The sequence below is a fragment of the Streptomyces collinus genome (genome assembly GCF_031348265.1).
GTDB classification, from domain to species: Bacteria; Actinomycetota; Actinomycetes; order Streptomycetales; family Streptomycetaceae; genus Streptomyces; species Streptomyces collinus.
In genome coordinates this window covers 686,422-707,735 of sequence record NZ_CP133771.1, presented here as the reverse complement: position 1 = coordinate 707,735, position 21,314 = coordinate 686,422, and the positions used below count along the sequence as shown (strand labels likewise).

Below are 21,314 nucleotides of genomic sequence, written 5' to 3'. Positions count from 1 at the left end.
TTGCCATGTAATCGAGCCGCTTCGAGGCCTGTCAAGGGTCCAGGGCTTCCCCAAGGGGTCTTACCAAGGCGCGCCGACGTGTCCTACGATGGACCGAACGAATGGTCGGTTGGGAAGTGGGACGGATGGATACGACACGCTCCAGCCCTGCGGGGACGGACGGCGCCGAGCCGGATCTCCAGCAGCACTTCGACGGGACGATCGCGCGGGACCAGCGGATCGAGCCGCGCGACTGGATGCCGGAGGGCTACCGGAAGACACTGATCCGGCAGATCGCGCAGCACGCGCACTCGGAGATCATCGGCATGCAGCCGGAGGGCGAGTGGATCACCCGCGCGCCGTCGCTGCGCCGCAAGGCCATTCTGTTCGCCAAGGTCCAGGACGAGGCCGGGCACGGGCTCTACCTCTATTCGGCGGCGGAGACGCTGGGCGCCGACCGCGCGGACCTGACCGAGCGCCTCATCGAGGGCCGCCAGAAGTACTCGTCGATCTTCAACTACCCGACGCTGAGCTTCGCGGACGTCGGCGTGATCGGCTGGTTCGTGGACGGCGCCGCGATCTGCAACCAGGTGCCGCTGTGCCGCTCCTCCTACGGGCCCTACGCGCGCGCCATGGTGCGGATCTGCAAGGAGGAGTCCTTCCACCAGCGGCAGGGCTACGAGCTGCTGATGACGATGATGCGCGGCACCCCGGAGCAGCGCGAGATGGTGCAGGACGCCGTGAACCGCTGGTGGTGGCCGTCGCTGATGATGTTCGGCCCGCCCGACGACGCCTCGCCCAACTCCGCGCAGTCCATGGCCTGGAAGATCAAACGGCACAGCAACGACGAACTGCGCCGGCGCTTCGTCGACATGACCGTCCCGCAGGCCGAGAAGCTCGGCGTGACGCTCCCCGACCCGGAGCTGCGCTGGAACGAGGAGCGGGGCCACCACGACTTCGGCACGCCCGACTGGGACGAGCTGATGCGGGTCATCAAGGGCGACGGCCCGTGCAACGACCAGCGGATGGAACGGCGCCGCACGGCCCACGAGGAGGGCACCTGGGTGCGCGAGGCGGCCACCGCCCACGCCGCCAAGCAGGCGGCCCGCGAGCGGAAGGGAGCGGTGGCATGACCGCCGACAAGCAGGACTGGCCGCTGTACGAGGTGTTCGTACGCCGCAAGCGCGGCCTGAACCACGTTCATGTGGGATCGCTGCACGCCGCCGACGACCGCATGGCCCTCACCCACGCCCGCGACCTGTACACCCGGCGCAACGAGGGCGTCTCGATCTGGGTCGTGCGCTCGGAGCACATCGCCGCCTCCACCCGCGACGAGAAGGACCCGTTCTTCGAGCCCAGCGCCGACAAGGTCTACCGGCACCCGACCTTCTACGACATCCCCGAAGACGTCCCCCACATCTGAAGGACAGGGCATGAGCGACGACCACGTCTACATGACCCTCGCCGAGGGGCATGACGACGACACCCGCTGGGCCTACGGCACCGGCTTCGAGGACCCCCTGCACGGCGTGGACACCACCGTGCCCGACGACGTGGACGCCCTTGAACTGGCCGCCCTCTGCGTCACCTTGGCCGACGACGCCCTGGTCTGCGCCCAGCGGCTCGCCGAGTGGACCACCCGCGCCCCCGAGCTGGAGGAGGAGGTGGCGCTCGCCAACATCGGACTCGACCTGCTCGGCCAGGCCCGCCTGCTCTACTCCCGCGCGGGGCAGGCCGACGGCACCGGCCGTGACGAGGACGCCTTCGCCTACTTCCGCGACGCCGGCGACTTCCGCAACGTACGCCTGGCCGAACTGCCCAACGGCGACTTCGCGTTCTCCATCGTGCGGCTGCTGGTGCTCGCCAGCTGGCGCCTCGCGCACTTCGAGCGGCTCACCGCACACCGTGACCCGGTGCTCGCGGCCATCGCCGCCAAGGGCGTGAAGGAGCTGACCTACCACCGCCAGTACGCGGCCGAGTGGGCCGTGCGTCTGGGGGACGGGACCGAGGAGTCGCACCGGCGGATGCGCAGGGCGCAGGAGCAGGTCGCGCCCTACCTGGGCGAGCTGTTCACGGCGTACGACGTCCGGGACGAGGTCGTCACCGTGCTGCGCCAGGTCACCGAGGCCGCCGGGCTGCCCATGCCGGTCTACCGCCCGCTGCCCGGCTCGGGCCGCACCGGGGAGCACACCGAGCATCTCGCCCCGCTGCTCGCCGAGTTGCAGGGTGTGGCCCGCGCCCACCCGGAGGCGACATGGTGACGGCACTCCTGGACGAGCGACGGGCCCGGCGCATCGCCGAGCAGGTGCCCGACCCCGAACTGCCCATGCTCACCCTGGCCGACCTCGGCGTGCTGCGCGAGGTGAGCCTGACCCCGGACGGCACGGTGGTCGCGAGCCTCACCCCGACCTACTCGGGCTGCCCGGCGATGGCGGAGATGCGCGCCGGCGTCGCCGCCCGGCTGCGCGAGGCGGGGTACGAACGCGTGGAGATCCGCACGGTCCTCCACCCGCCCTGGAGCAGCGACTGGATCACGGCGCACGGCCGGCGCAAGCTCGCCGAGCACGGCATCGCCCCGCCCGGCGCCGCGCCCGCGCGCGCCGCCGGCCCGGTCCCGCTCGTGCTGTCGCCGACCCGCCGCTCCGTGCCCTGCCCCCGCTGCGGTCACCCCGACACCGAGGAGACCTCCCGCTTCGGCGCCACGTCCTGCAAGTCCCTGTGGCGCTGCCTCGCCTGCCGCGAGCCGTTCGAGTACGTCAAGGAGATCTGATGGAGGACCTGATGGAGCCGGCCCCCGCCCCGGCGGCACGCGCACGTGCCCGCCGACGTCCGGTCTTCCACCCCCTGCGGATCGCCGCCGTGCAGCCGCTGTGCGAGGACGCGGCAGCCGTCAGCTTCGACATCCCGGCCGAGCTGGCCGAGGAGTTCACCTTCGCGCCCGGCCAGTCCCTCACCCTGCGCCGCGACATCGACGGCCGGGACGAGCGCCGCTCCTACTCGATCTGCGCCCCCGCCGGCACGGCACCGCGCATCGGCGTCCGCGTGGTGCCGGGCGGCCTGTTCTCCTCCTGGCTGGTGCACGACGTACGCCCCGGCGACACCGTCGAGGTGATGGCGCCCACCGGTGCCTTCACTCCCGACCTCACCACCCACGGCCACCACGTCCTGATCGCCGCCGGCTCCGGCATCACCCCCATGGTCTCCATCGCCGAGTCCGTCCTGGCCGCCGACTCCCGCTCGCGCGTCACCCTCCTCTACGGCAACCGCCGCACTGGCACCGTGATGTTCGCCGACGAACTCGCCGACCTGAAGGACCTCTACCCGACGCGGTTCCAGCTCGCCCACGTCCTGTCCCGCGAGCCCCGCGAGGCCGAGGTGCTCTCCGGCCGTCTCGACGCCGAACGGCTCTCCGCCCTCGTCGACGCCCTGGTCGACGTGGACTCCGCCGACCACTGGTGGCTGTGCGGCCCGCACGGCATGGTCCGTGCCGCCCAGGAGGTCCTCACCGGCCTCGGCGTACCCGCCGACCGCGTCCACCAGGAGCTCTTCTACGCCGACGACGAACCCGTCCGCGAGGTCCACCACGCCGAGACCGGCCCCACCGGCCCGGTCAGCCAGGTCACCGTCACCCTCGACGGCCGCTCCACCACCTCCCCCCTGCCCCGCGACCGCACCCTCCTGGAAGGGGCCCAACAGACCCGCCCCGACCTGCCCTTCGCCTGCAAGGGCGGTGTCTGCGGCACCTGCCGTGCCCTGGTCACCGACGGCAAGGCCGACATGCGCCGCAACTTCGCCCTCGAACCGTCCGAGGTCGACGCGGGCTACGTCCTCACGTGCCAGACGTTCCCGGTGTCCGAGGCGTTGACGGTGGACTTCGACACCTGAGTCTCGCCTCCTCACCGCTCCTGACCGGCGCGCAGGACCCGCAACACCGTGAGGGCCACGTGGAGTTCGGTGCGGCGCTCGCCGGATTCGAGGTCGGTGTCGAGGAGGCGTTCGACGGTGCGCAGCCGCTGGTACAGGGTCTCCCTGGACAGGCCGCCGCGTCGGGCCGCCGTGGTCTTGTTGCCGGCGGCGTCGAGGTAGTGGCCCAGGGTGGCCAGCAGGTCGGTGCCGTGCCGGGTGTCGTGGTCGATGAGCCGGCCCAGCCGGCGCTCCGTGTAGTCCTGGATGCGGGTGTCCTCGCGCAGCGCGTACAGCAGCCGGCGCAGGCCGATGTCCGGCAGCTCGTGGAAGGAACGGTCCGCGGGGAGGGGCTGGCCGGGCGGGGTGGCCTCTATGACCCGGGCCGCCTCCCGGAACGAGCGTGCGCTGTCGGCGAGATCCGCCACCTCCGAGCCCACGCCGACGATCGCCTCCGGCGTCAGCGCCAGCGCGGTGCGGCTGAGGCGTTCGGCCACGGGCCGCCAGGGCTGGGCGGGCCGCAGGGCCAGCAGGACGCCGAGGCGGTGGGGGGACAGTTCGCCGACCAGGGCCGGGACCCCGGCCGACCTCAGCTCCCGGTGCAGCCGGGTCTCCGGCTCGGCGCCCGCCCCTCCGGATCCCAGGTCCACGAGGACGGCCAGGAAGACACCGGCCTCCGTGGGCAGTCCCAGCGCGGCGCAGCGGGCCCGGACGTCCTCGGCGGAGTGGTGGCGCTGCTCCGCCAGCTCGCGCAGGGCGTTGCGGTGGGCCGTGTGCTCCCACGGCGTGGAGTGGATGAGCCGGGCCACGGTCAGGGCCATCGCCGTCCGCTCCAGGACGGTGACGTGCTCCGGACCGAAAACCGGCCCGTCGGCGGGCAGCATGGCCAGTCGCCCCCAGCGTTCGCCCTGGTAGGAGACGGGCGCGGTGAGCCAGCCCTCCGGGCCGCCCACCCCGGTGTGGTCGCCCGGCCCGGCCGCCCGGGAGCGCTGCTCCCAGTCCCCGAGCGCCTGCTCCACCGTGCTCCCCGAGGGCTCGCAGATCAGCGCCTGGTGCACCAGGTTCTCCAGCACGACCGTCCGGCCGCTCATCTCCGCCGCCGCGCGCACCACGTCCTCCGGCCCCGCCCCGCGCAACGTCAGAGCCGTGAACGCCTCGTGGATCCGCTGCGTCCGCCGCATCGCGTCGGCCTGGTTGCCGAGGATCAGCGCGTGCACGACCTGCGTGACCTCCAGGAAGTTGACGTCCCGGGCGAGGGTGACCAGAGGCAGCCCCCGGGCCCGGCACGCCTGCACGAGGGCGTCGGGCGGCCGGTGGTAGCGGCGTACGAGTTCGATGACCAGGGCGGCCGCCCCCACGTCGGCGAGTTCGTCGACGTAGCGGCGGACGCCCGCGGCGTCCTCGGGCAGCGGCATGCCCGTCGTCAGGACCAGCTCGCCGCCCTTGAGGAAGGAGGCCGGGTCCGTCAGCTCGGTGATGTGCACCCAGCGCACCGGCCGGTCCAGCTCGGTCAGGCCCGTCACGACCTGGGGCTGTCCGGCGGCCAGGACCGGCAGGGCGAGGACGTCCGCCAGAGTCGGAGCGCGACCGGCCGGGGCGGAGTCACGGCCGGCCGGCGGGGGGTGAACGGTCACGGGGCCTCCCTGCGTGCCCGGTCACTCTGACAAGCCGGGCTGACCTGCGCAAGAGCTGTCCACGGGAGGGACAGACGGGGCCCGGGGGGACCGCCGGTTGACACAACGTCCGAACAACGGGTTCGGGCTGGACAGATCACGCGTTGTCACCCTTCGCGGCGGCTTGGATGCTCGGACCGGAGCTGAGCCAAGCAACCAGACCTCGTCGTACGGCCGGGAGACACCATGACCGCACTGTCGCCGCACCTTCGCCAGGCCACGCCCGTCGTGGCGGCCCGGGGCGAGGGCGTCCACCTCTACGGTGAGGACGGCCGCCGCTACCTCGATTTCACCGCCGGTATCGGCGTCACCAGCACCGGGCACTGCCACCCCAAGGTCGTGGCGGCGGCGCAGGAGCAGGTGGGCACGCTGATCCACGGCCAGTACACGACCGTCATGCACCAGCCGCTGCGCCGCCTGGTCGACAAGCTGGGTGAGGTACTGCCGGCCGGCCTGGACAGCCTGTTCTTCACCAACTCCGGCAGCGAGGCCGTCGAGGCGGCGCTGCGGCTGGCCCGCCAGGCCACCGGAAGGCCGAACGTCATCGTCTGCCACGGAGGCTTCCACGGCCGTACGGTCGCCGCCGCCTCCATGACCACCTCCGGCATCCGCTTCCGGTCCGGGTTCTCGCCGCTGATGAGCGGCGTGGTCGTCACTCCGTTCCCGACGGCCTTCCGGTACGGCTGGGACGAGGAGACCGCCACCCGCTTCGCCCTGAAGGAACTCGACTACACCCTCCAGACGATCTCCTCGCCCGCCGACACGGCAGCGATCATCGTCGAGCCGGTCCTCGGCGAGGGCGGCTACGTCCCCGCGAACCGCGCCTTCCTGGAAGGCCTGCGCGAGCGGGCGGACCGGCACGGCTTCCTGCTGATCCTCGACGAGGTGCAGACCGGAGTCGGCCGCACCGGCCGCTTCTGGGGCCACGACCACTTCGGCGTCACCCCCGACATCCTCGTCACCGCAAAGGGCCTGGCCAGCGGCTTCCCCCTCTCCGGCATCGCCGCCTCCGAGGAACTGATGACCAAGGCGTGGCCCGGCTCGCAGGGCGGCACGTACGGCGCCAACGCCGTCGCCTGCGCCGCCGCCTGCGCGACGCTCGACGTCGTACGCGACGAGAAGCTCGTCGAGAACGCGGAAGCCATGGGCAAGCGGCTCCGCCAGGGGCTGGAGGCCGTGGCCGACCGGACCCCGGGCATCGGCGACGTCCGCGGCCTCGGCCTCATGCTCGCCACCGAGTTCGTCACCGAGGACGGCAGCCCCGACTCCGAGACCGCCGCCCGCGTGCAGCGCGCCGCGATCGACGAGGGCCTGCTCCTGCTGCTGTGCGGCGCCTCGAACCAGGTCGTCCGTATGATCCCGGCCCTCGTGATCGACGAGGCGGGCGTCGACGAGGGCCTTCAGGCCTGGGCGAACGCGGTCGAGGCCGGTACGTCGGGAGCTGGAGAGCGATGACCACCGCCACCCGCGACCTGGCGGGTCTGACGGCCCGGCTCGCCGAGCTGGCGCCCGGTCTGCGGGTGGAGACCGGGCCGGGGGCCACCGGCCCGTATGCCTATGACGCCTCCAACTACCGTGTGCCGCCGCGGGCGGTGGTCTTCCCGCGCACCGCCGACGACGTGGTCGCGGTGCTGCGGGCCTGCCGGGAGGCGGGAGTGCCGGTCACGGCCCGGGGCGGCGGCACCAGCATGGCCGGCAATGCGGTCGGTCCGGGTGTGGTCCTGGACTTCTCCCGGTACATGAACCGGATCCTGGACATCGACGTCGAGGCGCGCACCGCGCGGGTCGAGGCCGGTGTGGTCCTTGACGCGCTGCGCAGCGCGACCGCCCTGCACGGGCTGGACTTCGGTCCGGATCCGTCCTCGCACAGCCGCTGCACGCTGGGCGGCATGATCGGCAACGACGCGTGCGGGAACCGGTCGGTGCGCGACGGGCGGACCAGCGGGCACGTCGAGGCCCTGGAGATCGTGACGGCGGACGGCGTGCGGGCCGTCGCCGACCGCTCCGGGCTGCGGGCCGCCGAGCCGGGCGACGCGGAGGCTGTGCGGCGCGTCGCCCGGCTCGAAGCGGATCTCAGACGGCTGGTGGAAGAGCGTCTGGCATTGATCCGTACCGAGCTGGGCCGGATCCCGCGTCAGGTGTCCGGCTTCCAGTTGCATCACCTGCTGCCGGAGAACGGGTTCGACATGGCCCGTGCCCTGGTGGGCACCGAGGGCACCTGTGCGGTCGTCACCGCCGCGACGGTCCGCCTGGTGGCGACCGCACAGGCCTCGACGCTGCTGACGCTCGGCTACGAGGACGTGGTCGCGGCGGCCGAGGACGTGCCGGAGATCCTGCGCTGGTCGCCCAGCGCGGTGGAGGGCATGGACGAGGCGATCGTCGCCACCATGCGGGCCCGCCGCGGCGCTGATTCGGTGACGGGGCTGCCCGAGGGGCGGGCCTGGCTGTACGTCGAGCTCGAAGGCGACGACCAGGCCGCGGTCGACGCCCGGGCCGCCGAGCTGCTGGATGTGCTCAAGGCCCGGGGGCGGATGACCGGCGGCCGGGTCGTGGAGACCCCGGCCGAGCGGCGTTCGCTGTGGCGGGTGCGTGAGGACGGGGCGGGGCTGGCGGCCCGGCTCGTGGACGGCGGGGAGTCGTGGCCCGGCTGGGAGGACGCGGCCGTCGCGCCCGAGAGCCTGGCCGCCTATCTGCGCGGCTTCCGCAAGCTGCTGGCCTCGCACGAGCTGACGGGTGTGCTGTACGGGCACTTCGGCGCCGGCTGTGTGCATGTGCGGATCGACTTCGACCCGGCGACGGAGACGGGCCGGACGGTGATGCGCCGGTTCGTGACCGAGGCGGCGGCACTGGTCGTGGAGCACGGCGGCACCCTGTCCGGTGAACACGGTGACGGACGCTCCCGCAGTGAGCTGCTGGAGGTCATGTACAGCCACCGCATGATCGCCGCGTTCGCCGCGTTCAAGAAGGTCTTCGACCCCGATGGCCTGCTCAACCCTGGCGTGATCGTTGACCCTGCCCCGTTGGATGCGGACCTCGCTCTGCGTGAACTGCCGCTGGTGGAAACATCGTTCGGCTTTCCGCATGACGAGGACGGTTTCGCGGGCGCGGTGCGCAGGTGCGTCGGTGTCGGCCGGTGCCGCAGTGACGCGGGCGGAGTGATGTGCCCCAGCTACCGGGCCACGGGCGAGGAGAACGCCTCCACCCGCGGCCGGGCCCGGATGCTGCAGGAGATGGTGCGCGGCGAAGCGATCGAGGACGGCTGGCGCTCGACCGAGGTCAAGGACGCCCTCGATCTGTGTCTGTCGTGCAAGGCCTGCTCCAGCGACTGCCCGGTCGGTGTCGACATGGCCACCTACAAGGCGGAGTTCCTGCACCAGCACTACAAGGGACGTCTGCGCCCCCGCTCCCACTACTCACTGGGCTGGCTGCCGCGGACCTCCGCCCTGGCCGGATACGCCGCCCGACCGGTCAACGCCCTGTTGCGCGGACCGCTCGGCAAACTCCTGGCCCGTGTCGGTGGCGTGACCACGAAGCGCCGGATCCCGGCCTTCGCCTCCCGGCGGGCCCTGCGCAAGACCCTGCGCACAGCCAAGGCGGCAGAGCCGACGAAGGCCGTGTTGTTCGTGGACAGCTTCACCCGCGCCTTCCGCCCCGAGATCGCCGGAGCCGCCGGCCGTGTGCTCGCCGACGCGGGCGTTCCCTGCACGCCCCAGGACGGCCTGTGCTGCGGACTGACCTGGGTCAGCACCGGACAGCTGAACGTCGCCCGCAAGATCATGGCCCGTACGGTCGCCGCGCTCGACAACGGTGACGACCGGCCGATCATCGTGGCCGAACCCAGCTGCGCCGCCGCGTTGAAGCGTGACGTGCCCGAACTGCTGGGCAGCGAGGCCGCCCGGCGCGTCGCCGACCGCGTCCACACCTTCACCGGGGCCCTCACCGAGCTCGCCGATGAGGGCTGGAGCCCGCCGCCGCTGCCCGAGGACGTCGTGCTCCAGACCCACTGCCACGAGTACGCCACCTTCAAGGGCCGCCGCCCCGCCGACCTCCTGCGCCGCCTCGGCGTGCGCGGCGTCGACGAGGCCGAGGGCTGCTGCGGACTCGCGGGCAACTTCGGATTCGAGGCAGAGCACTACGACACCTCGATGGCCGTCGCCGACCTCGCCCTCAAGCCCCGCATCGACCACCTCGACGGACGCCCCGTCGTGGCGGACGGCTTCAGCTGCGCCACCCAGATCGACCACCTCGCCGGTGACCGGGGCGTCCGCGCCCTGCACCTCGCCGAACTCCTCGACCCCGCCGCCGATCACACAGGAGAGACACCATGACCGAGGTACTGACCCAGTTGTTCATCGGCGGTGCCTGGGTGGACGCCGCGGACGGCGCCACCATGCCCGTCGACGACCCCGCGACCGGCGAGATCCTCTGCCACGTCGCCGACGCCGGCCCCAAGGACGCCCGGCTCGCCGAGGAGGCCGCCGTCCAGGCCCAGGCCGAGTGGGCGCGCACGGCACCCCGGGCCCGCAGTGAGATCCTGCGCCGCGCCCACGAGATCATCCTTGAGCGCACCGACGAACTCGCCCACCTGATGACCTCCGAGATGGGCAAGCCGCTCGCCGAGGCCAGGGGAGAGGTTGCCTACGCGGCGGAGTTCTTCCGCTGGTTCTCCGAGGAGGCCGTCCGCATCGACGGCGGTTGCGGCACCCTGCCCGACGGCCGTAACCGCATGCTGCTCTCCCGCCGCCCGGTCGGCCCCTGCCTGCTGATCACGCCGTGGAACTTCCCGCTGGCCATGGGCACCCGCAAGATCGGCCCGGCCATCGCGGCGGGCTGCACGATGATCCTCAAGCCCGCCCCGCAGACCCCGCTCTCCAGCCTCGCGCTGGCCGGGATCCTCAAGGAGGCCGGTCTGCCGGACGGTGTGCTGAACGTCGTCACCACCTCCCGGGCCGGCGAGGTGTGCGAGCCGCTGCTGCGCGGCGGCCGGATCCGCAAGCTGTCCTTCACCGGCTCCACCGCCGTCGGCCGGCTGCTCCTCGCGCAGTGCGCCGACACCGTCGTACGGACCTCGATGGAGCTGGGCGGCAACGCGCCGTTCATCGTCTTCGACGACGCCGACCTGGACGTGGCCGTGGACGGGGCGATGGTCGCCAAGATGCGCAACATGGGCGAGGCCTGCACCGCCGCCAACCGCTTCTTCGTCCACCGGTCGGTCGCCGGCGAGTTCGGCCGGCGGCTCGCCGAGCGGATGGGCGCGCTCGTGGTGGGGCCCGGCACCCGGGGCGGCGTGGACGTCGGCCCGCTGATCGACGCCAACGGACGCGCCAAGGTGGAGGAGCTCGTCGCCGACGCGGTGGAGCGCGGCGCCGAGGTGCTCGTCGGCGGTCGGAGGCCGGAAGGGCCCGGCAACTTCTACCCGCCGACCGTGCTCGCCGGCGTCGACCCCGCAAGCCGTCTGATGGACACGGAGATCTTCGGCCCGGTCGCCGCGATCCTCACCTTCGACGACGAGGACGAGGTCCTGCGCCGCGCCAACGACACGCCTTGGGGTCTCGTCGGTTACGTCTTCACCCAGGGGCTGGACCGGGGCCTGCGCGTCAGCGAAGGTCTGGAGGTCGGCATGGTCGGCCTGAACACCGGCCTCGTCTCCAACCCGGCGGCCCCGTTCGGCGGGGTCAAGCAGTCCGGGCTCGGACGCGAGGGCGGCCGGGTCGGGATCGACGAGTTCCTGGAGTACCAGTACGTGGCCGTGCCCGTGCGGTGAGGACCTCCGCCTCGCCCGCCCACACAGCCCATTGGGTGATCTCGGTCGCCGTGTCGGCGACCATGCGGCCCCACTCGGGCAGCCGGCTCTCGTCGTAGCGCGACTCCGGCATCGAGACCGCCACGGAGGCGAGTGGTGTGCCGTCGGCGTCGAGGACGGCGCGGCGATCGCGCACACGCCGGGGCGGAACTGGTTGCGGTTGACCGCGTAGCCCTCGGCGCGCACGCGGGCGAGTTCCGTGCGCAGCCGCGCCGCGTCGACCGGCGTGGACGCGCTGTAGCTCTTCAGCCCGCGTGTGATGACCGCGTCGAGGTCGTCCCCGGAGAGGTGGGCGAGCACTCGGTGCCCGGTCGCGGTGGCGTGCAGGGGTGAGATGTCGCCGGTGGCGTGGAAGGTCCGTACGACGTGGTCGCAGTCGACGCGGTGGTCGGCTTCTCCTGGGACCGCCTCCCGCACGCGGGCGAGGCCAACGGCCTCTACTACGCCATGGGTTACTGCGGCCACGGCGTCCAGATGGCCACCTACATGGGCCGCGCGGTCGCCGAGATGATGGACGGCCGCCCCGAGGCCAACCCCCTGCGCGGCCTCGGCTTCCCCAAGGTCCCGGTCCCTTTCTACAACGGCACCGCCTGGTTCCTGCCGTTCGGCGGCGCCTACTACCAGGCCAAGGACAAGCTGCGCTGAGTCCCGGCATCACGGACAGGGAATGAAGACATGAATCAGTCTTCATGTGTTCCTGTATGGTGAGAGGCGCCGACGCGCCCCCGCCAGAAGGACCCCTGATGACCTCCACCCTCACGCCGCAGCCGGTCGAACGGACCAAGCCCGAGCGCCCCGGCGCGGTGGCCCGGCGGCGTACCCGCGTCCTCGCCCTCCCCGAGGCACGCTGGGCCGCCGCGGCCACCGTCTGCTTCCTGCTCGCCCTGCCCTTGCAGCTGACCGGCGCCCCGGCCTGGACCTGGGGCCCGCTGTACGCACTGTCGTACGTCACGGGCGGCTGGGAGCCGGGGTGGGAAGGGCTCAAGGCGCTGAAGGAGCGCACCCTCGACGTCGACCTGCTGATGGTCGTCGCCGCCCTGGGCGCCGCCTCCATCGGGCAGGTCATGGACGGCGCCCTGCTCATCGTCATCTTCGCCACCTCGGGTGCGCTGGAGGCCCTGGCCACGGCCCGCACCGCGGACTCCGTGCGCGGTCTGCTCGACCTGGCCCCCGCCACGGCCACCCGGCTGAGCCCCGACGGCGGTGAACAGGCGGTGTCCGTCGAGGAGCTGGCAGTCGGCGACACCGTCCTGGTACGCCCCGGCGAGCGTGTCGGAGCCGACGGCCGGGTGCTGGACGGGGCGAGCGAGGTGGACCAGGCGACCATCACCGGCGAGCCGCTGCCCGTGCCGAAGGAGCGGGGCGACGAGGTCTTCGCGGGCACCCTCAACGGCACCGGCGCACTGCGGATCCGGGTGGAGCGCGACGCCTCCGACTCGGTGATCGCCCGGATCGTGCGCATGGTGCAGGAGGCGTCCGAGACCAAGGCGCCCACGCAGCTGTTCATCGAGAAGGTCGAACAGCGCTACTCGCTGGGCATGGTGGCCGCGACCCTGGCCGTCTTCCTGGTCCCGCTCGCCTTCGGTGAACAGCTCACCGACGCACTGCTGCGCGCCATGACCTTCATGATCGTCGCCTCGCCGTGCGCGGTCGTGCTGGCCACCATGCCGCCGCTGCTGTCGGCCATCGCCAACGCCGGACGGCACGGCGTGCTCGTGAAGTCGGCCGTGGTGATGGAGCGGCTCGGTCAGGTGGACGCGGTCGCGCTGGACAAGACCGGCACGCTCACCGAGGGCAGCCCCCGCGTCACCGATGTGCGGCCGCTGCCCGGATCCGGGCTGGAAGAGGACGAGGTGCTGACGCTGGCGGCCGCCGCCGAGCGGCCCAGTGAGCATCCGCTGGCCCGGGCGGTGGTGGACGCCGCCCGCGAGCGCGGCCTCGGCCTGCCCGACGCGGCGGACTTCACCTCCGCGCCCGGCCTGGGAGTCACCGCCGTCGTCGGCGGCCGCACGGTCACCGTGGGCGCACCGGCCCGGCTGCTGGACGTCACCCCCGGCGCCGCTGCGGAACTGGAGGAGTCCGGCCGTACCGCCGTCCTGGTCGTCGTCGACGGCACCCCCGCCGGGCTGCTCGGCATCGCCGACCGGCTGCGCCCGGACGCCGCCGCCACGGTCGCCTCCCTCGCCACGCTCACCGGCACCGCCCCGGTGCTCCTCACCGGCGACAACCCCCGGGCCGCCGCGCACCTCGCCGCCGAGGCCGGCATCGACGACGTGCGCGCCGGGCTGCTGCCGCAGGACAAACTGGCCGCCGTCCAGGAGATGGAGCGTGCGGGCCGCAAGGTGCTGGTCGTCGGGGACGGCGTCAACGACGCACCCGCCCTGGCCGCCGCGCACACCGGGATCGCCATGGGCCGGGCCGGGTCCGACCTGGCCCTGGAGACCGCGGACGCCGTCATCGTGCGCGACGAACTCGCCGCGGTCCCCGCCACCGTCGCCCTGTCCCGCCGCGCCCGCAGGCTGGTCGTGCAGAACCTCGTCATCGCGGGGGTGTTCATCGCCGGACTCGTCGTCTGGGACCTGGCCGGTGACCTGCCGCTGCCGCTGGGCGTCGCGGGCCACGAGGGCTCCACGGTCCTGGTCGGCCTGAACGGGCTGCGGCTGCTGAGGGAAGGGGCCTGGCAGCGCGCCGCCGCCGGGGGAAACGGCTGACGAACGTCCCTCAGCGCACCGGTGGGGGCCCGCTGCTGGCGCGCACCACCAGGTCCACGGGCACCAGGGTGTCGACGCGGGGCCGGTCGCCCGCGCCGTCGATGCGGTCCAGGAGGAGCCGCAGCGAACGGGTGCCGATCTCCGCGAAGTCGGTGCGGACGGTGGTCAGCGGCGGCAGGAAGTGCGCCGCCTCCGGGACGTCGTCGTAGCCGACGACGCTGACGTCCCCGGGGACGGACCGCCCGGCCTCGTGCAGGGCGTGCAGCAGGCCGAGCGCCATCTGGTCGTTGGAGGCGAACACCGCCGTCACGTCGGGGCGCCGGGCCAGCGAACGCCCCAGGTCGTAGCCGGAGTCGGCGCTCCAGTCCCCGACGAGAGGGGCCGGCACGGCGACACCCGCGGCCCGGAGTGTCGACTGCCAGCTCGCCAGCCGGTGGTCGGCCGAGGTCCAGCCGGTCGGGCCCGCGATGTGCCACACGGTCGCGTGCCCGAGGCCGAGGAGGTGCTCGGTGGCCTTGCGGGCGCCGGTGCGCGAATCGCCGGTGACCAGGGGAGTCTCCTCGTCGAGCGCGCTCTCCAGCACCACCAGGGGAGTGCCCAGGCCGGTCGTCTCGGCCAGCGCCCGGCCCACCCACAGCTGCGGCGCGATCGCGATCACGCCGTCCGCGCCCTCGGCCGACAGCCGGTCGACGGCCTCGACGACGGTGTCGTGGTCGGCCGTGTCCAGGGCGATGGAGCTGACGAGGTAACCGGCCTCCTGGGCGGCCGTGTTGATCGCGGTCAGGATCGAGGCGGGCCCGTAGCGGGCGGCGTCGAAGGAGATGACTCCGAGCATCCGGGTCCTGCCACTGGCCAGGGACCGCGCACTGCGGCTGGGCCGGTAGCCGAGCGTGCGCATGGCCTGTGAGACCGCCTCGCGCGTCTCGGGACGGACGGCCGGATGGTCGTTGAGCACCCGCGACACGGTCTGCTTGGAGACGCCGGCCATCCGGGCCACGTCGGCCATCACCGGGCGCGCCCCCGCGAAGTTGCGCCTGCTGCGGCCCTTGGGCACAGGGCCGTCGGGGGCGCTCGGTGTCATGGCGGATGATTCCTCGACGTCGGTACGGCGGTCCTGAACCCGCCCGGCAGGAGCACAGCATAGGCCGGACACCAGGTCCGGAACGTCTTCAGCCGGTCCGGACCGTCCAGCGGCGCGTGACCACCCACGCGGCGTCCAGGACCCGCGCCTCCCGCCAGGCGCGGTCCGGCCGCCCCGGCACCTGCACGGGCGCGTCCGGGGCGAGCGGCAGCACCTTCAGCCGCAGGCCCTCCGTGCGCAGCGCCCCGCCCGGCAGCCGGTCCAGCCCGATGTCCCAGTCCCGCCCCGACCAGAACTGGTCGGCGACCAGAGTGTCTCCCACGCAGGCCCGTGCCAGGTCCCCCGTCCAGCGCAGCCGCAGCAGCACACCGGAGGGGTTCTGAAGCAGGTCCTCCGGTACGTCGACCCGGTACTCGGCGGCCGCCGCGTCCATGTCCTTCTCGCCCGGCACACTCGCCCGGCCCTGCACGCCGGTCACCGGCCCGGGCGCCGGGCCTCCGGGCCTGACGGAGGTGACGGTCGCGACGGTGCCCGCCGGCGGCCCGGCGTCGACCGTGTAGCGCGTGAACACGCCGTCGGCCGCCTCCCGGACACCGGCCCCGTCCGCCACCAGGGCGGAGTCCGGTGCGGGCAGCACCGCGAACGTCGGCTCGGCTGACGGGCTGTGCAGCCGCACCTCGCTTCGGTGCTCGTCGAAGACGACACCGTCCCCGCACAGCACCAGCCGTTCGGCCCCCCACGCCCGGCCGCGGTAGACCGTGCGGGCCGTCGCCGCGTCCAGGACCAGCAGGCCGACGCGCGAACCGTCGGCGGTCTCCACCTCGACCAGGGCATCGGTGCCGGGCCGCACGCCGCTGACCAGGATGCGACCGGCGACCGGCGTGATCTCCCCGGACGGTACGGCGACGGACGCCACCGTGTCGGCGTCCAGGGCGAGTTCGGGCGCGATGCCGTCCGTCGCGGACAGCACCAGGACCGTACGGCCGTCCGCCTCGACGGTGCACACGGGCTGCGCCGTGGCCCACTCCAGCCGCAGCCCGGCCACGTCCAGCCGGAGCGGCCAGCAGAAGTACGCGCCGGAGGGCACGGTGACGGGAGCGCTCGGCAGCGTCAGCGGGGACGTGTGCGGGAAGTCGACCGTGAAGGCCGTGCCCGGGTGGTCCGGCAGCGGCTCGTGCGGCTGGTGGTTGGTCACGAAGAGGAAGCCCGAGGTGCCGTCGGTCCGCACGGCCCAGCGCAGGGTCTCTCGGTCGTCCTGCCCGGCCGGTGATCGCTCGGGCAGCACGGACCGCATGGGGGCGATCCGGTGCCCGAAGTCGGCCAGCAGCAGGTGCTGGAGGCGCAGTTCGTGGTAGGAGGGCCGCACCTGCCCGTACTCGCCGAGCGGGGCCTGGAAGTCGTAGGTCAGGACGGGCAGGTCGTTGGGGTAGCCGGTGGCGTGCGACTCCTGCAGGGAGGTCAGCTCGCCGGCCGGGTTCGTGCCGCCGTGGAACATGTAGTAGCCCTGCCACACCGACCCGCAGCCGATCTTGGTCAGCGCGAGGGCACCGACGTCCTCGGCCTCCACCCTCGGCCGCCGGTGATAGGCCACCGCCATGCCGCCGCCCAATTCGCAGGTGGCCCAGGGGAACCGGTCCGCCGGAGCCGGGTCCGCCCCGCGTACGGTCGTGGGCCGCAGGTCGGCGCCGATGCCCTCGTCGTCGCGCTCGTGGGTGAAGAAGAAGTGCTTGCGGCAGGTGTCGGGCCAGCCGCCGTCGGCCTCCGTCCAGAACGCCTCCGAGTAGCCGCCGTACAGCGGGAACAGGTCCTCGCCCGGCAGCCTGACCCCGCCCCAGGCGGTCGACGTCCACAGCGGCGCGCTGAGCCCGGCCTCCTGGGCGAGGCGCTTGAGCGTGCGCAGATGGCCCGGTCGGTCGTAGAGCTCGTTCTCGATCTGGATCGCGATGATCGGGCCCCCGTTCGCCCGTTCCCACCCCCTCAGCCGGCCGGCGATCTCCGTGAACCAGGTGCGGACGGGCTCCAGGTAGGCCGGGTCATCGGTGCGCGGTGCGCTCGTCCGTGCCAGGAGCCAGTCGGGCAGGCCGCCGTTGCGTACCTCGGCGTGCGACCAGGGGCCGATCCGGGGGATGAAGTCCAGGCCGTGGCGGGCGCAGAGTCCGGCGAAGCGCCCGAGGTCGCGGTCGCCGTCGAAGCGGACGCGGCCCTCGGCCTCCTCGTGGTGGATCCAGATCACGTAGGAGGCCACGGCGGTCACCCCGCCCGCCTTCATCTTCAGCAGCTCCTCCTCCCACTGCCCGTGCGGGTAGCGGGAGTAGTGGAACTCGCCGGAGACCGGGAACCAGGGGCGGCCGCCCCTGGTCAGCCAGCGGCTGGTGACCTCGATCGGGTCGGGCACGCCCGGCGCGTCCGAGAAGGGCAGGTGGCCGGTCAGCGGGGGAGGGGCGGGCGGGGGCACATGCAGGAGATGGGTCACCAGGTGTTCTCCGGGCCGAGGTCGGGGGTGTCGGTGAGCAGGGCACGGGTGGCGGTGCAGCCGTGCAGCTCCAGCAGGACGAGTTCGTTCGGGCCCGGGCGCAGCACCGGCGCGGGGACGTACAGCGTGCGCTGCGGGCCGCGGTTCCAGTAGCGGCCGAGGTGGAAGCCGTTGACCCAGGCCTGGCCCTTCGTCCAGCCGGGCAGGGCGAGGAAGGCGTCCGCCGGGGCGCCGACCTCGAAGGTGCCGCGGTGGAACGCCGGCACGGTGACCGGCGCGTCACCCGCCGGGGCGAACGGCAGCGCGTCCGGGACCGGCGGCAGCGGGCGGCAGTCCCAGCCCGTGAGGTCCGTGCCGTTGAAGGAGACGGGTCCGAGCAGCCCCTTGGGCGCGCCGATGCGAGGGCCGTAGTTGACGCCGCCCATGTTTTCGACGAGGACCTCCAGCGTCGCACCGGGACGCGGCACCCGCACGGGCAGCGACGTGTCGTGGCGTTCGCTCTCCAGCACGCCGACGGGCGCGCCGTCGACGAAGACCTGGGCACGGTCGCCCACCCCGCGGGTGAAGTGCAGCAGCCCGTCGCCGTCGGCCGGGAGGGTCGTGCGGTAGAGGGCGTAGCCGGTGCGCCCGCCGAGCTCGTCCATGGTCACGGGCATATCGGTGCGCACGGCCGCGGCGAGCGAGCCGGCCAGGGGCAGGAGCGCCGCACGGCTGCTCAACTCGACCGGCGTGGGCGGGAGTTTGGGGCCCGGCGCCGGGACGGGTTCGTCCGGCACGGTGGCATGGCGGGCGATGACCTCGCGGAAGGCGTGGTACTTCGGGCCCGGGTCGCCGCACTCGGTGAGGGCGGCGTCGTAGTCGTAGGACGTGACGGTGGGGGTGTAGGCGTGTTTGTGGTTGGCGCCGTTGGTGAAGCCGAAGTTGGTACCGCCGTGGAACATGTAGATGTTGACGGAGGCCCCGGCGGACAGCAGCCGGTCCAGGTCGGCGGCGGCGTCGGCCGCGTCCCGCACATGGTGCGGACCGCCCCAGTGGTCGAACCAGCCGATCCAGAACTCGGCACAGAACAGCGGGCCTTCGGGCCGGTGTTCGCGCAGTCGTGCCAGGGATTGCTCGACGCGGCTGCCGAAGGTCCCGGTGACCAGGACGCCGGGCAGGCTTCCGGTGGCGAGATGCTCCGGGTCGGCCTGGTCGCAGGTGAACAGCAGCTCCTCGACGCCGCGGGCGCGGAAGGCGTCGGCGAGGTGCTTCAGATAGGCGGAGTCGTCGCCGTAGGCCCCGTACTCGTTCTCCACCTGCACGCCGATGACGGGACCGCCCGCGGCGGCCAGGTGTGGCCGCAGCGCGGGCAGCAGCAGGTCGAGGTAGCGGTCGACGGCACCGGTGAAGCGGGGGTCGCTGGTGCGCAGCCGGATGTCCGGGTCGGAGGTCAGCCAGTCGGGCAGGCCGCCGCCGTCCCACTCGGCGCAGATGAACGGCCCGGGACGCAGCAGCACCCGCAGTCCCTCGTCCTGGGCGAGCCGGAGGAACCGGGGCAGGTCGAGGAAGCCGTCGAGGAGCAGGGGGCCTTCGGGGTCGGGCTGGTGGTGATTCCAGGGGATGTACGTCTCGACCGTGTTGAGGCCCATCAGCCGCGCCTTGCGCAGCCGGTCGGACCACAGTCCGGGGTGGACGCGGAAGTAGTGCAGCGCGCCGGAGATGATCCGGAACGGCTCGCCGTGCAGCAGGAATCCGTCGGACGTCGTGGTCAGGGCGGGCATGCGGAAGCTTCCCTTCGGGACAGAGGAGTGGAGTCAGCGGGAGCGGGTGGCACGGATGAGCCAGAGCGTGGCGGCCAGGCAGAGCGCCGAGACGCCGCACAGCAGGAGCGGCACGGCGCGGACCCCGGACCACTCGATGGCCTTGCCCAGCGCCGGCCCCGCGGCGACACCGCCGGCCATGGAGGCCGCGATGACCAGGGCACCGGCCCGCCGGGCCCGCGGGGCGGCGCGGTTCAGCCACGGCAGCCCGGTGGGGAAGATCGGCGCGATGAACAGACCGACACCGGCATACGCGTAGGGCGCGAGGACCGGGACGGTCGCGGCCAGCAGGCACACCGTCATGCCCGCGCAGGAGACGGTGATGATGGTCTGGGGGGAGAAGCGCAGCGCGAGCGGGGCGACCAGGAAGCGGCCGACGGTCATCATCAGCCAGTACACGGAGGTGGCGGTCGCGGCGACGCCCGCGCCGTAGCCGACGGTCTCCAGATGCGTGGGCTCCCAGCCGCCCACACCGGCCTCGATGCCGACGTGCAGCACGTAGAGGACGACGAAGACGGCGATCACGGAGCCGAGGCTCCGCCCGAGCACGCCTCCGCCGGGGCCCGGCTCTCGGGCCGCGACGGGCGCCCGGCTCCGCACGCCCCTCAGGCACAGCAGCAGCGGCAGGTTGGCAAGGGCGAAGACGAGGAAGACGGCCGGGTAGTGCTCCGAGCCGACCGCGCCGATCACGGCGGGGCCGAGGATGGCGCCGATGCCGAAGTGGGCGTGGAGGATGTTGAGCATCGCGGTCGAACGGTCGCCGAAGCCCACGGCGAACAACTGGTTGAGGCCGTAGTCGATACCGCCGAAGCCCACCCCGGCGACCAGGGCAGCCGCCAGGGCGGCGGGCCAGGCGGGCGCCAGCGCGAAGCCGGCCGCGCCGACGCCCATCAGCAGATACGAACCGCCGAGGATGTGCCGGTTGCCGATCCGCCCGTAGAGCCGGTCGGACAGCAGCACCCCGGCCACACCGCCGACGAAATGCGCGCTCAGCCCCAGCCCCGCGGCGGAGGGCGCCAGCCCGAACTCCGCGCGGAAGGCCGGGATCGCCGGCCCGTACAAGGCCTGCAACACCCCCATGAGGACGAAGCCCACGCAGGAGGCGACCACGGCGGTCCTGCTGAACAGCGGACCGGGCTGGGCGGGGGAGAGACGGGCAACGCGCTCTTCGATCACGCGGACTCCGAAGGACGGGCCACCGGGTGGTGGGCGGAGGGCACAGGCGCGTACGTCTGGATCAGGGAGTGATGTTACCGGTAACATGCGTCGGGTCAACAGCCCCCGGCGGCCTGGGCGTCCTTCGCCGGCCCTTCATCCCCCGGGTCGCCACGAGATCTCCCCGGACCTCCCACCAACCCCGGAGATCGAGCAGGGTTGCCCCGGTCCCGTTCGGGTACGCGAGCAGGACCGTTCCCGGGGCGGATCATGCCCGGGGCGGGCCGCACGACCGCCGCTACCAGGGAATCTGCCATGGAGACACCCGCAAACGACCCCACGCCCACGCCCGCCCAGCGGGCTCTGGACGTCCTCTCCGAGAACACCGAGGACACGGCGGCTCTCGACGCGCTCGCCAACAGCGACGTGCTCATCCCCGTGCCCGACGACGCCAACGACTCGGACGCCGCCAACCCCTCCGCGGTGGCGCTGCCGGTGCTGGAGCAGCCGGGCGGCGAACCGGTGGTGCCCGTGTTCACCTCCGAGGTGGAGATGGCCGGGCTGCTGCCGTTCGTCTCCCGCTACCGCCTGGTGCCCCTCGGGGCGCTCGCCGCGCAGTGGCCGGCCGACGACCTGTCGCTCACCATCGACGGCAGCTCGGAGCACCGCCTGACGCTGACCTCGGAGGGAGTGCGCACCCTGCTGGCCCGCTAGGAAGCGACGCAGGCCCGCTGGGA

Annotated in this window: 16 protein-coding genes and 1 pseudogene; 11 read left to right on the top strand and 6 right to left on the bottom strand. The window is 73.1% G+C overall.

The genetic code is table 11. From position 1 onward, the window contains the following. Positions 1-125: 125 nt before the first annotated feature. Genes paaA through paaE form a run of 5 tightly spaced genes read left to right on the top strand, consistent with a single transcriptional unit; the run spans position 126 to position 3,864 of the window. Positions 126-1,112, top strand: a complete 987-nt coding sequence (gene paaA / locus RFN52_RS03200; RefSeq protein WP_184842024.1) for a 1,2-phenylacetyl-CoA epoxidase subunit PaaA — start codon at positions 126-128, stop codon at positions 1,110-1,112. Further along, positions 1,109-1,402, top strand: coding sequence for a 1,2-phenylacetyl-CoA epoxidase subunit PaaB (paaB, locus tag RFN52_RS03195; protein WP_184842021.1), 294 nt, complete (start codon positions 1,109-1,111; stop codon positions 1,400-1,402). Before paaA ends, paaB begins: the two co-directional genes overlap by 4 nt. Before the next feature lie 10 nt (positions 1,403-1,412). Beyond that, positions 1,413-2,240 (top strand): 1,2-phenylacetyl-CoA epoxidase subunit PaaC, encoded by an 828-nt coding sequence (paaC, locus tag RFN52_RS03190; RefSeq protein WP_184842018.1) that lies wholly within the window; start codon positions 1,413-1,415, stop codon positions 2,238-2,240. Beyond that, on the top strand, positions 2,234-2,749 hold the full coding sequence (gene paaD, locus RFN52_RS03185; RefSeq protein ID WP_184842015.1) for a 1,2-phenylacetyl-CoA epoxidase subunit PaaD: 516 nt from the start codon (positions 2,234-2,236) through the stop codon (positions 2,747-2,749). The genes paaC and paaD overlap by 7 nt, the downstream gene beginning before the upstream one ends. Beyond that, positions 2,749-3,864 (top strand): 1,2-phenylacetyl-CoA epoxidase subunit PaaE, encoded by a 1,116-nt coding sequence (gene paaE, locus RFN52_RS03180; RefSeq protein ID WP_373308622.1) that lies wholly within the window; start codon positions 2,749-2,751, stop codon positions 3,862-3,864. Before paaD ends, paaE begins: the two co-directional genes overlap by 1 nt. 11 nt (positions 3,865-3,875) lie before the next feature. Here paaE and RFN52_RS03175 read toward each other — a convergent pair whose 3' ends face one another. Continuing rightward, positions 3,876-5,516, bottom strand: a complete 1,641-nt coding sequence (locus tag RFN52_RS03175; RefSeq protein ID WP_184842012.1) for a PucR family transcriptional regulator — start codon at positions 5,514-5,516, stop codon at positions 3,876-3,878. 225 nt (positions 5,517-5,741) lie between these two features. Here RFN52_RS03175 and RFN52_RS03170 point away from each other — a divergent pair, with 225 nt between their 5' ends. Genes RFN52_RS03170 through RFN52_RS03160 form a run of 3 tightly spaced genes read left to right on the top strand, consistent with a single transcriptional unit; the run spans position 5,742 to position 11,319 of the window. Continuing rightward, positions 5,742-7,010: an aspartate aminotransferase family protein gene (locus RFN52_RS03170; protein WP_107460228.1), complete on the top strand. Its 1,269-nt coding sequence runs from the start codon at positions 5,742-5,744 to the stop codon at positions 7,008-7,010. After that, complete coding sequence (locus RFN52_RS03165) at positions 7,007-9,883, top strand: FAD-binding and (Fe-S)-binding domain-containing protein (protein WP_184842009.1); 2,877 nt, start codon at positions 7,007-7,009, stop codon at positions 9,881-9,883. The genes RFN52_RS03170 and RFN52_RS03165 overlap by 4 nt, the downstream gene beginning before the upstream one ends. Further along, complete coding sequence (locus RFN52_RS03160) at positions 9,880-11,319, top strand: NAD-dependent succinate-semialdehyde dehydrogenase (RefSeq protein WP_184842005.1); 1,440 nt, start codon at positions 9,880-9,882, stop codon at positions 11,317-11,319. The genes RFN52_RS03165 and RFN52_RS03160 overlap by 4 nt, the downstream gene beginning before the upstream one ends. A 216-nt stretch (positions 11,320-11,535) precedes the next feature. Here the strand turns inward: RFN52_RS03160 and RFN52_RS40220 are convergent. After that, positions 11,536-11,775: pseudogene (locus RFN52_RS40220) on the bottom strand (IclR family transcriptional regulator domain-containing protein); the annotation flags it as partial. Here RFN52_RS40220 and RFN52_RS03150 point away from each other — a divergent pair. Together RFN52_RS03150 and RFN52_RS03145 are read left to right on the top strand one after the other, a co-directional pair. Further along, the gene (locus RFN52_RS03150; RefSeq protein ID WP_229857050.1) at positions 11,725-12,003 is read left to right on the top strand and encodes an FAD-dependent oxidoreductase; all 279 of its coding nucleotides are present in this window, start codon (positions 11,725-11,727) and stop codon (positions 12,001-12,003) included. The pseudogene RFN52_RS40220 and the gene RFN52_RS03150 overlap by 51 nt on opposite strands. Before the next feature lie 98 nt (positions 12,004-12,101). Further along, on the top strand, positions 12,102-14,069 hold the full coding sequence (locus RFN52_RS03145; protein WP_184842003.1) for a heavy metal translocating P-type ATPase: 1,968 nt from the start codon (positions 12,102-12,104) through the stop codon (positions 14,067-14,069). Positions 14,070-14,079: 10 nt separating this feature from the next. Here RFN52_RS03145 and RFN52_RS03140 read toward each other — a convergent pair whose 3' ends face one another. From RFN52_RS03140 to RFN52_RS03125, 4 genes are all read right to left on the bottom strand, one after another. Beyond that, the gene (locus tag RFN52_RS03140) at positions 14,080-15,150 is read right to left on the bottom strand and encodes a LacI family DNA-binding transcriptional regulator (protein ID WP_184842001.1); all 1,071 of its coding nucleotides are present in this window, start codon (positions 15,148-15,150) and stop codon (positions 14,080-14,082) included. Between the two features lie 88 nt (positions 15,151-15,238). Continuing rightward, positions 15,239-17,623, bottom strand: a complete 2,385-nt coding sequence (locus RFN52_RS03135; RefSeq protein ID WP_184841998.1) for a beta-galactosidase — start codon at positions 17,621-17,623, stop codon at positions 15,239-15,241. After that, on the bottom strand, positions 17,620-19,383 hold the full coding sequence (locus RFN52_RS03130) for a glycoside hydrolase family 35 protein (protein WP_184841995.1): 1,764 nt from the start codon (positions 19,381-19,383) through the stop codon (positions 17,620-17,622). Before RFN52_RS03130 ends, RFN52_RS03135 begins: the two co-directional genes overlap by 4 nt. Before the next feature lie 33 nt (positions 19,384-19,416). Next, complete coding sequence (locus RFN52_RS03125) at positions 19,417-20,550, bottom strand: MFS transporter (protein WP_374050210.1); 1,134 nt, start codon at positions 20,548-20,550, stop codon at positions 19,417-19,419. 342 nt (positions 20,551-20,892) lie between these two features. On the opposite strand from RFN52_RS03125, the gene RFN52_RS03120 reads away from it, so the two are divergent. Continuing rightward, entirely contained in the window at positions 20,893-21,291 is a 399-nt protein-coding gene (locus RFN52_RS03120) for an SseB family protein (protein WP_107460221.1), read from the top strand. Positions 21,292-21,314: the final 23 nt, after the last annotated feature.